Source organism: Actinokineospora baliensis (assembly GCF_016907695.1).
Lineage (GTDB): Bacteria > Actinomycetota > Actinomycetes > Mycobacteriales > Pseudonocardiaceae > Actinokineospora > Actinokineospora baliensis.
Genome location: NZ_JAFBCK010000001.1, coordinates 3,382,501 through 3,393,935, shown reverse-complemented (window position 1 = coordinate 3,393,935; position 11,435 = coordinate 3,382,501). Strand labels below are relative to the sequence as shown.

Below are 11,435 nucleotides of genomic sequence, written 5' to 3'. Positions count from 1 at the left end.
GCCCCATCGAGCAGTTGGAGTGAGCGGCCTCTGAGAGCAGTGGCGGGGCTGGCGCGGCTGACTCGGGGGGCTGAGTTGGGCGGGCTGGCTCGGGGGCTGGTTTGAGCGGGCCAGCTCGAGGGCTAAGTGTGACGGCTCGATGGGGCGGACTTGTTTTGCGTGGGGGAGCGGCAGTCGTAGCGTTGCGCGCTGCAGGGCCATGCTTTTCGGCCCCAGCTTTGCGGTCCTGCCACGGCTGGCGCAGGGGCCCCGCGCAAAACAAGTTCGCCCCATCGAGCAGTTAGAGCGAGCGGCCTCCGAGAGCAGCGGTGAGGCAGGCAGGGCCGGCCCGGGCGGCCGGGCTGGGCGGGCCAACTCGGGAGGCGGGCCAGCCCGGGGGGCTGGGCGCGGCGGCTCGATGGGGCGGACTTGTTTTGCGCGGGGGAGCGCCAGTCGTAGCCTTGCCTCGCTGCAGGGCCACGCTCTTCGGCCCCAGCTTTGCGGTCCTGCCACGACTGGCGCAGGGGCCCCGCACAAACAAGTCCGCCCCATCAAGCAGTTAGAGGCAGCGGCCTCCGAGAGCAGCGGCCGAGGCTGGTTCTTCGCGTTGGCTGGGCCCCGTGCTAGGACTGGCGCTTCTTGCGCTGTGGCCTGGGTTTGCCGGTGAGTTTCCAGTCGTGTTTTTCGCCGTCGGCTAGGCCTAGGAGTTCTTCGGCGTGGGCTCGGCCGGTCTCGGTGGACTCCATGCCCGCCAGCATCCTGGCGAGTTCCACCACGCGTTCGTCGTCGCCGAGGGTGCGGACGTCGCTTCGGGTGACGCCGCCGTGGATGCCCTTGTCGACGATGAGGTGGCGGTCGGCGAAGGCGGCGACCTGGGCCAGGTGGGTCACCACGATCACCTGGTGGCTGCGGGCGAGCCGGGCCAGTCTGCGGCCGATCTCCACCGCCGCGCGGCCGCCGACGCCCGCGTCGACCTCGTCGAACACCAGCGTTGGCACCGGGTCGGTGTGCGCGAGCACGACCTCGATGGCCAGCATGACCCGCGAGAGCTCACCGCCGGAGGCGCCCTTGTGCACCGGCAGCGGCTGCGCGCCGTCGTGGGCGACCAGCAGCAGTTCCACGTCGTCGACGCCGTCGGCTCCGGCGTGCATGGCTACCCCGTTGACCTCGATCGCCACCGGGTCACCCGCCTCGGCCGGGCGGGGCCGCACCGAGATCTGCACGCTGGACTGGCCCATCGCCAGGCCGCCGAGCTCGTCGGTGACGGCCTTGGCCAGCGCTTCCGCGGCCACGGACCTGGCCTCGGTCAGCGCCGCGGCCAGCTCACCGAGCCGGACAGCCAACTCCTTCTTGCGCGCGGCCAGCTCGCCGAGCGCCTCCTCGGAGGTGTCGAGCCCGGACAGCTTGTCGACCGCGTCGCGCGCCCAGGCCAGCACGCCGTCGGCGTCGGCGGCGTACTTGCGGGTCAGCGACTTGAGTTCGGCCTGGCGCGCCAGCACCCGCTCCAGCGCGGCCGGGTCGGCGTCGAGGCCGTCGAGGTAGGCGGTCAGCTCGGCGCCCACGTCGGTGAGCAGCACGGCGGCCTCGGTCAGCCGCGACTCCAGCTCGCGCAGCCTCGGGTCTTCCGAGGAGGACACCCGCCGCTGCGCTTCGCCGATCAGCCCGAGCGCGCCCGGCACGTCCGGGTCGCCGTCGGGGGACCCGGAGACCGCGTAGCTCGCGCCGGTCGCGGCCTCGCGCAGCTGGTCGGCGTCGGCCAGCCTGCGGGCCTGCTCGACCAGCTCGGTGTCCTCGCCCGGCTGCGGGTCGACGGCGGTGATCTCGTCGAGGCCCATCCGCAGGATCTCGGCCTCGCGGGCCAGTTCCCGCGCCCGCTTGGTGCGGTCGTCGAGCTCGGCGGTGACCGCGAGCCACTGCTCGCGCACCGACCGGTACTCGGCGAGCACGCCCGAGATCTCGGTACCGGCGAACCGGTCGATCACGGCGCGCTGCTCGGCAGGCCGCAGCAGCCGCAGCTGGTCGTTCTGCCCGTGCACCGCGATCAGCTGCTCGGCCAGGTCCTGCAGCACCCCGACCGGGACCGAGCGGCCCCCGACGTGGGCGCGGGAGCGGCCGTCGGTGCTGACGCTGCGCAGGGTGATCAGACTGCCGTCGTCGTCGGGTTCGGCGCCCGCCTCGGTCGCCACGACGGCCGCCGGAGTACCGGTCAGCTCCTCGAAGCGGCCCTCGACCACGGCCTTGGGCTTCCCACTGCGGACCCGCGAGGCCTCGCCCCTGCCCCCGGAGAGCAGGTGCAGGCCGGTGACCACCATCGTCTTGCCCGCGCCGGTCTCACCCGTGACGACGGTGAACCCCGGGTGCAGTTCGAGCGTGGCCTCGTCGATCACGCCGAGGTCCTGGATGCGCATCTCGGCTAGCACAGGGCGCACCCTAGCGGCTCGCGGCGACAGCGGTAAGCGGCCGTCCACAGGATCATCGGCTGCGCCACCCGTGCACGGGCAGGTCGAACTTGTCCACGAGGCGCTCGGTGAAGGTCTCGTCGCGCAGCCTGGCCAGCCGGATCGGCTGGTGACCGCCGCGCACCTCGATGCGCGCGCCCGGCGGGATGCCGAAGGTCCGCCGCCCGTCGCAGCACAGCACAGCGGGCTGGCCGTCGGGGTCGACCTCGATGCCGACCACCGAACGGGAGGACACCGCCAGCGGCCGGGCGAACATGGCGTGCGCGTTGCTGGGGACCACCAGCATGGCCTGCACGTCCGGCCACACGATGGGTCCGCCCGCGGAGTAGGCGTAGGCGGTGGACCCGGTCGGTGTGGCGCACAGCACGCCGTCGCAGCCGAAGGACGACACCGGGCGGCCGTCGACGTCGATGCGCACGTCCAGGATCCGCTCGCGACTGCTCTTCTCCACGCTGGCCTCGTTGAGCGCCCAGGTGTCGGCGAGGACCTCGTCACCCAGCCGCGCGGTGACGTCGACGGTCATCCGGTCCTCGACCAGGTAACCCTGTTCGACGACCAGCCGCACGGTCTCCTCGAGCGCGTCGGACTCGGCCTCGGCCAGGAACCCGACCCGGCCCAGGTTGACGCCCAGCACCGGCACCCCGGCCGGGTGGGCCAGCTCGGCGGCGCGCAGCAGCGTCCCGTCCCCGCCGAGGACGAACACCAGCTCCGTGCCCACGGCGGCGTCCGGGCCCAGCGGCACGACCCGCGTGTAGCAGGACGGGTCCAGGTCGGGGGCTTCGTCGTCGACCACCCGCAGCCGCACCCCGGCCGCGGCGAAGCAGCTGGCCACCTTCTCGGCCACCCGCCGGTTGTCCGCCCGGCCGGTGTGCACGACCAGCAGGATCTCGCGCTGTGCCGTCACTGCGGTCCCTCCTGCACGGCGGTCTCGACCAGGGCGGTCACCTCGGTGTCCGCGACGGGCTCCCCCCGGCGCAGCCAGGCGAAGTACTCGACGTTGCCCGAGGGCCCCGGCAGCGGGCTGGCCACCACGCCGTGCAGCCGCAGCCCCAGCTCACCGGCGGCCACCAGCACCCGGGACACGACCTCGACCCGCAGCTCGGGCTGCCGCACGACACCGCCCGCGCCGAGGCGCTCCTTGCCGACCTCGAACTGCGGTTTGATCATCGGCAGCAGGTCGCCGCCGTCGCGCAGGCAGCTGTGCAGCGCGGGCATGACCAGGCGCGCGGAGATGAACGATAGATCGGCGACGACCAGGTCCACCGGCCCGTCGATGTCCTCGGCGGTGATCGCGCGGACGTTGGTGCGGTCCTTGACCACGACCCGTTCGTCGTTCTGCAGCCGCCACACCAACTGCCCCCGGCCCACGTCGGCGGCCACGACCTGGGCGGCCCCGCGGCGCAGCAGCACGTCGGTGAACCCCCCGGTGGACGCCCCCGCGTCCAGGCAGCGACGCCCCTCGACCGGCACGGCGAAGGCGTCGAGCGCGCCGATCAGCTTGTGCGCCCCCCGGGAAGCCCAGTTGGGGTCGTCGTCGACATCCTTGACCACCACGGCGGCGTCGGTCTCCACCCCGGTCGCGGCCTTGCTGGCGACGGTGCCGCGGATGGTGACCCGCCCCGCGGCGATCAGCTCACTGGCGTGGTCGCGGGAACGGGCCAAGCCCCTGCGGACCAGTTCGGCGTCCAAGCGCGCCCTCCTGGGCACCGTCTCAGACCTTGTCGATGCTGGCCAGAGCGGCCGTCAAGGCGATGTGCACCGCGTCGAACCGCTCGACGTGCTCGGCCACCGGCACCGACCCGAGCCCCTCGAGCCCGGCCACCGCCGCGTCAATGGCCTCGTCCCGAGCCGGTTCCCGCGGCGGCCCTGGCACGGGCCCCGGGGTAGGGGTGAACTCCACCTGCACTCCTGCACGCTATCCGACGGGTGACCACTGCCCAAGATCAACTCGCGTGGTGGCGCCCACCCACCCGGGGTCTGGGTGCCCTTGTTCGAGCCTATCCGATGGGAGGGGGTGTCAAGAGGGGTGTGGGTGTGCTGTGGATGGGGTGGGGGGTTGTGGATGAGGGTGTGAAAGGCGGTGGTGGGGCAGCGTGCGGGAGGGCTTGTGGTCGGCGGTGGACCGCGCAAATGGCTTGGTGTACGCGCTCAGGTGTGTGCCGCCCCACTGGGGGCGCGTGGTGGGGACAGCGCGCAGAAGGTGGGGCCGCGATGGCCTTGGTGGACGCGCTGGCACTGTGGGGAGTCGGCGCCAGCGGACAAGGCGCTCTCGATGTTGGCCTGGGCTGCGTTGCGCCGGGTCAAGTCGAGCAGGCTCAGCGGGGGGTGAGGCCGAGGGCGGCGAGGGCGGGGTGGTCGCCGAGGATTTGGGGTGGGGTGGGGGCGGCCCACGTGGCGGCGCAGAGGGCGCGGAGGAGGTCGAGCGGGTCGCCGTCGCCGGTGGGGGTGAGGGTGGCGTTCTCCTCGCGCAGGTGCCACCCGGGTTTGGGGCCGATCTCGAGGTCGGCGACGGGGGCGGTGATCGCGGTGAGGTCGGCGGCGAGGTAGGTGGGCCTGGCCTCGGGGCCCGCGGCGAGCAGGTCGGCTGCGGTGCAGACGCCGGTGAGGACCAGGAGGGAGTCCAGGCCCGCAGCCACGGCACCCTCGATGTCGGTGTCGAGCCGGTCGCCGATCACCAGCGGGCGCCGGGCGTCGGCGGCGCGGACGGACTCGGCCATCAGCGGGGTCGCGGGTTTGCCCGCCACCTCGGGCTCGTGGTCGGTCGCGTACCGCAGCGTGTGCACGAGGGACCCGTTACCGGGCAGCAGGCCGCGCTCGGTGGGCAGGGTCCGGTCGACGTTGCAGGCGACCCACAGCGCGCCCGCGTTGATCGCCACCGCCGCCTCGGCCAGGTCGCGCCAACTCAGGTCAGGCGACAGGCCCTGCACCACAGCGGCGACCCCGTCGGCGGTGCGGACGGGGACCAGGCCAACGGCGGTGACCTCCGCGGCGAGCGCGGAGGTGCCGAGGACCAGGACGTGCTCGCCGGGGCTCAACCGAGCGGCGAGCACGGCGGCAGCCGCTTGGGCGCTGGTGCTCACCTCGCCCGGTTCGGCCGGAACACCCAACTGGACCAGGTGGTCGGCGACCTGGGCCGGTGAGCGGGAGGCGTTGTTGGTGACGAAGCGGACGGTGGTGCCGTCCGCCCTGGCCGCCGCGATGGCCCCGGCCGCCCCGCTGATCGCCTCGCCACCGCGGTACACGGTGCCGTCGAGGTCGAACAGCAGGGCGTCGTAACCGTCGAGCAGTCGATCACCCATCCAGCGCGACCCCGTTCGACGACTTCTCAGCCGCGGCGTCGGGTGCTTCCGCGGAATCCTCATCAGATTCGTCGGAGTCGTCGACCTCGACGGTCTCCGCGGGGAGGGCGGCGGCGATCTCGGACTCGTCGGCACCGAGTTCGAAGGCGCGCTCGGCGGCGTCGGTGTCCTCGTCGTCATCGGCCTGGGCGGCGTTGAGGAACCAGCGGATGGCTTCCTCGGTGCGCCCGGCGGCGGCAAGGTTGTCGGCGTAGGCGTAGAACAGCCGCGCGCTCCACGGGTCCCGCCGCTTGGGCTCGAGGTCGGGGCCCTGCAGACCCACGACCGCGGCGTCCAACTGGCCCATGTCGCGGCGCGCACCGGCGCTGACGATCCGCAGCTCGACGGCCACGTCCGGCGGCAGGTCGCGCCCGGCTTCCTTGGCGAGCTCCAAGGCCCGCTCCGGCCTGCCCAGCGCGCGTTCGCAGTCGGCCATGATCGCGATGTGGGTGTCGCCGCCGCTCATCCGCCGGACCGCGCGCAGCTCGGAGAGGGCCTCGGCCCACTCCCCCGCGTGGTAGGCGGTCAGCCCGGCGGCCTCGCGCACGATGGCGACCCGGGACGCCCGCTCACGCGCGAACCTGGCGTGCACAAGCGCCCGCTCCGGGTCCTCGTCGATGAGCATCCCGGCCGCCACAAGGTGCTTGCCGACCAGTTCGGCCAGCGACTTGGGCAGGCTGCGCAGCCCGGCCCTGGCCTCCACGTCGAGCGCGGAATAGTCGGCGCCCTCGGGCAGCTTCGGCCCGAACTCGACCGGCTCCACATCCCGCTCGTCGGCCCGCGCCCGCGGCTCCCGCCGCCCGGTCACCTCGACGACGCGGCGGTCCTGCCCAGCGTCATCGGACTCCACCGACGGCGTGTCGACCGCATCAGTGCTCTCGACCTTCGGCTTCTCGGCGTCGTCGGCACGGAAGTGCCCGCGCCCGGACGACCGGAACCCGCCCCGCTCCTCGGACCGCGAGCCACCACGGTCATCCGTGCGGCTGCCACCACGGGAACCCGCGCGGTCACCGGACTCGGTGAACCGGGACCCGCGGTCGTCGGAGCGGAACCCGCCCCGGTCGTTCGACCGCTCACCGCGATCAGACCGGAAACCCCCGCGGTCCGAACCACCGGAACGGGCACCGCCCCGGTCATCGGACTTATAGCCGCCACGGTCGGAACCAGCCGACCGGGAACCACCACGGTCATCAGACCTGGCGCCGCGGTCCGAGCGGAAACCCCCACGCTCGTCAGACCGACCGCCACGGTCCGAAGCACCGGAACGGAAACCACCGCGGTCATCAGACCGGCCGCCGCGGTCGGAACCGCCAGAGCGGAAACCCCCGCGGTCGTTCGACCGCTCACCACGATCCGAGCGGAACCCGCCACGGTCATCGGACTTGTAGCCGCCACGATCGGAACCACCAGACCGGTAACCGCCCCGGTCGTCAGAACGGCCGCCGCGATCAGAGCCGCCCGACCGGAAACCACCACGATCGTCAGACTTATAGCCACCGCGGTCCGAGCTGCCCGAGCGGGAACCACCCCGGTCATCCGAGCGGAACCCGCCGCGGTCGGACCCACCGGAACGCTGGCCGCCACGATCGTCGGAGCGCGACCCGCTGGGACGATAACCGCCACGGTCCGAGCCCCCAGAGCGGAATCCGCCCCGGTCATCCGACCGGGCACCGCGATCAGGACCACCCGACCGGTAGCCACCACGGTCATCGGACTTGTAGCCGCCACGGTCCGAGCCGCCGGAACGGAATCCACCACGGTCGTCAGACCGGGCACCGCGATCGGAACCACCAGACCGGAATCCACCACGGTCATCGGACCGGGCACCGCGATCGGAACCGCCGGATCGGAATCCGCCACGGTCGTTCGACCGCTCACCACGATCAGGACCGCTCGAGCGGTAGCCACCACGGTCATCGGACTTGTAGCCACCGCGATCAGAGCCGCTCGAGCGGTAGCCGCCGCGGTCCGAACCACCGGAACGGAATCCGCCGCGGTCATCGGACCGGCCGCCGCGATCGGAACCGCCGGAGCGGTAACCGCCGCGGTCGTCAGACTTGTAGCCGCCACGGTCGGAACCGCCAGAGCGATAACCACCGCGGTCGGAACCGCCGGAACGCTGACCATCGCGGTCGTCCGAGCGGGGCCCGCCGGGGCGGTAGCCACTGCGGTCCGAACTGCCCGAGCGGTAACCACCTCGGTCGTCGGAGCGGCCACCGGAACGGAAGCCGCCGCGGTCGGAACTGCCTGGGCGGGAGTCGCGGTCGCTGGTGCGGTAGCCACCTGCACCGCTGGTGGGGCGGTACCCGCCCCGGTCGGATCCGCCTGAGCGGAATCCACCCCGGTCGTCCCGCTTGTTGTCGCGGCGATCGCCGCCCCGGTCCGTGTCGCGTCGGGGGGCGTCGCCCGCGTCGCGCCGACGACCTGGTTCTCTGTCGCCGCGGTCAGCGCCGCTGCCTCGACCGAACTCGGACACCTGATCCTCCCGCATGCGGGCTACCCGCACCTTGCTCCGACAACACCGAAAAGGGCCTGTGGTCTGACGCACGTTACACGTGCCTCACCACAGGCCCTTTCGGGAATGATTGTCCGGCGGCGTCCTACTCTCCCACACCCTCACGAGTGCAGTACCATCGGCGCAGGTGGGCTTAGCTTCCGGGTTCGGAATGGGACCGGGCGTTTCCCCACCGCTATGACCGCCGAAACACTATGAAACAATCAACCTCAACCCACCTAGGCGCCCACACTTGTACCGTGTGGTCTGCCCCTGGTGGGGTGGTTGGTGTCTCAGACACCGTACAGTGGATGCGTAGCCTCTTCGTTGTAAGCCCTCGGCCTATTAGTACCGGTCGACTCCACCCCTCACAGGGCTTCCATCTCCAGCCTATCAACCCAGTCGTCTACTGGGAGCCTTAACCACTCAAAGGTGGAGGGAGACCTCATCTTGGAACGAGCTTCCCGCTTAGATGCCTTCAGCGGTTATCCCTTCCGAACGTAGCCAACCAGCCATGCCCCTGGCAGGACAACTGGCACACCAGAGGTTCGTCCGTCCCGGTCCTCTCGTACTAGGGACAGCCTTCCTCAAGTCTCCAACGCGCGCGGCGGATAGGGACCGAACTGTCTCACGACGTTCTAAACCCAGCTCGCGTACCGCTTTAATGGGCGAACAGCCCAACCCTTGGGACCTACTCCAGCCCCAGGATGCGACGAGCCGACATCGAGGTGCCAAACCATGCCGTCGATATGGACTCTTGGGCAAGATCAGCCTGTTATCCCCGGGGTACCTTTTATCCGTTGAGCGACCACGCTTCCACAAGCCATGGCCGGATCACTAGTCCCGACTTTCGTCCCTGCTCGACCTGTCAGTCTCACAGTCAAGCCCCCTTGTGCACTTGCACTCAACACCTGATTGCCAACCAGGCTGAGGGAACCTTTGGGCGCCTCCGTTACCCTTTGGGAGGCAACCGCCCCAGTTAAACTACCCACCAGGCACTGTCCCTGAACCGGATCACGGTCCGAAGTTAGACACTCAGTACGATCAGAGTGGTATTTCAACAATGACTCCACACCCACTGGCGTGAGCGCTTCACAGTCTCCCACCTATCCTACACAAACCGAACCAAGCACCAATACCAAGCTATAGTAAAGGTCCCGGGGTCTTTCCGTCCTGCCGCGCGTAACGAGCATCTTTACTCGTAGTGCAATTTCGCCGGGCCTGTGGTCGAGACAGTCGAGAAGTCGTTACGCCATTCGTGCAGGTCGGAACTTACCCGACAAGGAATTTCGCTACCTTAGGATGGTTATAGTTACCACCGCCGTTTACTGGCGCTTAAATTCTGAGCTTCGCGCTTACGCACTAACCCGTCCTCTTAACGTTCCAGCACCGGGCAGGCGTCAGTCCGTATACATCGTCTTGCGACTTCGCACGGACCTGTGTTTTTAGTAAACAGTCGCTTCTCGCTGGTCTCTGCGGCCGCCTCGCCCTAGCCCGCGAAGGGCTTCAAACGCTGCGGCCCCCCTTCTCCCGAAGTTACGGGGGCATTTTGCCGAGTTCCTTGACCACAGTTCACCCGAACGCCTCGGTATACTCTACCTGACCACCTGTGTCGGTTTGGGGTACGGGCCGCACGGACACTCACTAGAGGCTTTTCTCGGCAGCATGGGATCACTCTACTTCGCCTCAATCGGCTATGCATCACGCCTCACCCTATATGAGCGACGGATTTGCCTATCGCTCGGGCCACACGCTTACACCAGACACCAACAGCTGGCGGAGCTACCCTCCTGCGTCACCCCATCGTTTGGCTACTACCGGATCAGATCCCGCGCTCCACCCCTTGGTTCCGAAGAACCTCAGGGCTTTGGGCGGTTAGTATCACCGACCTCACCAGGGACGCGTCCACACGGGTACGGGAATATCAACCCGTTGTCCATCGACTACGCCTGTCGGCCTCGCCTTAGGTCCCGACTTACCCTGGGCGGAACAGCCTGGCCCAGGAACCCTTGGTCATTCGGCGGACGAGATTCTCACTCGCCTATCGCTACTCATGCCTGCATTCTCACTCGCGTCACCTCCACGACTGGATCACTCCGCCGCTTCCCCGGTGACACGACGCTCCCCTACCCATCCACACCACTGCACACGACCTCAAGGATCATGCGGATGTATTGCGTGAATGACACAGCTTCGGCGGTGCGCTTCAGCCCCGCTACATTGTCGGCGCAGGACCACTTGACCAGTGAGCTATTACGCACTCTTTCAAGGGTGGCTGCTTCTAAGCCAACCTCCTGGTTGTCTGGGCGACCCCACATCCTTTCCCACTTAGCGCACACTTAGGGGCCTTAGCTGGTGTTCTGGGCTGTTTCCCTCTCGACTACGAACCTTATCGCCCGCAGTCTCACTGCCGCACTCTCACTTACCGGTATTCGGAGTTTGGTTGATTTCGGTAAGCTTGTAGGCCCCCTAGACCATCCAGTGCTCTACCCCCGGCAAGAAACATGCGACGCTGCACCTAAATGCATTTCGGGGAGAACCAGCTATCACGGAGTTTGATTGGCCTTTCACCCCTACCCACAGCTCATCCCCCAGGTTTTCAACCCTGGTGGGTTCGGGCCTCCACGACGTCTTACCGTCGCTTCACCCTGGCCATGGGTAGATCACTCCGCTTCGGGTCTAGACCACGCGACTCAAGCGCCCTATTCAGACTCGCTTTCGCTACGGCTACCCCACACGGGTTAACCTCGCCACGTAGCACTAACTCGCAGGCTCATTCTTCAAAAGGCACGCCATCACCCCTCAAGGCTCTGACGGCTTGTAGGCACACGGTTTCAGGTACTCTTTCACTCCCCTCCCGGGGTACTTTTCATCTTTCCCTCACGGTACTAGTCCGCTATCGGTCATCAGGAAGTATTCAGGCTTAGCGGGTGGTCCCGCCAGATTCACAGCGAATTTCACGAGTACGCTGCTACTTGGGAACACTCTCCAGAGATGCCATGTTTTCGCTTACGGGGCTCTCACCCTCTACGGCCGCCCATCCCAAGGCGTTCAACTAACAACAGCATTTTCTTACTCTGCGCCAGTCCGGCAGAACTGACTGAAAGGTCCCACGACCCCGCCGCCGCAACCCCTGCCGGGTATCACACGACGACGGTTTAGCCT

Annotated in this window: 6 protein-coding genes and 2 rRNA genes (1 of these 8 running past the window's edge); all 8 read right to left on the bottom strand. The window is 68.8% G+C overall.

What is annotated here, in order from left to right:
• Positions 1-602: 602 nt before the first annotated feature.
• Complete coding sequence (gene recN / locus JOD54_RS16260; RefSeq protein WP_239573395.1) at positions 603-2,387, bottom strand: DNA repair protein RecN; 1,785 nt, start codon at positions 2,385-2,387, stop codon at positions 603-605.
• A 64-nt stretch (positions 2,388-2,451) separates the two neighbouring features.
• Positions 2,452-3,342, bottom strand: a complete 891-nt coding sequence (locus tag JOD54_RS16255; RefSeq protein WP_204451335.1) for an NAD kinase — start codon at positions 3,340-3,342, stop codon at positions 2,452-2,454.
• Positions 3,339-4,145: a TlyA family RNA methyltransferase gene (locus JOD54_RS16250; RefSeq protein WP_204451334.1), complete on the bottom strand. Its 807-nt coding sequence runs from the start codon at positions 4,143-4,145 to the stop codon at positions 3,339-3,341. Before JOD54_RS16250 ends, JOD54_RS16255 begins: the two co-directional genes overlap by 4 nt.
• Positions 4,146-4,149: 4 nt before the next feature.
• Positions 4,150-4,344 (bottom strand): hypothetical protein, encoded by a 195-nt coding sequence (locus JOD54_RS16245; RefSeq protein WP_372440321.1) that lies wholly within the window; start codon positions 4,342-4,344, stop codon positions 4,150-4,152.
• A 409-nt stretch (positions 4,345-4,753) separates the two neighbouring features.
• Positions 4,754-5,737, bottom strand: a complete 984-nt coding sequence (locus JOD54_RS16240) for an HAD-IIA family hydrolase (RefSeq protein WP_204451332.1) — start codon at positions 5,735-5,737, stop codon at positions 4,754-4,756.
• Positions 5,730-6,626 (bottom strand): tetratricopeptide repeat protein, encoded by an 897-nt coding sequence (locus tag JOD54_RS16235; protein WP_307860100.1) that lies wholly within the window; start codon positions 6,624-6,626, stop codon positions 5,730-5,732. The genes JOD54_RS16240 and JOD54_RS16235 overlap by 8 nt, the downstream gene beginning before the upstream one ends.
• Positions 6,627-8,363: 1,737 nt before the next feature.
• Positions 8,364-8,480, bottom strand: a 5S ribosomal RNA gene (rrf, locus tag JOD54_RS16230).
• A 115-nt stretch (positions 8,481-8,595) separates the two neighbouring features.
• A 23S ribosomal RNA gene (locus JOD54_RS16225) occupies positions 8,596-11,435 on the bottom strand; it runs 267 nt beyond the window's last position.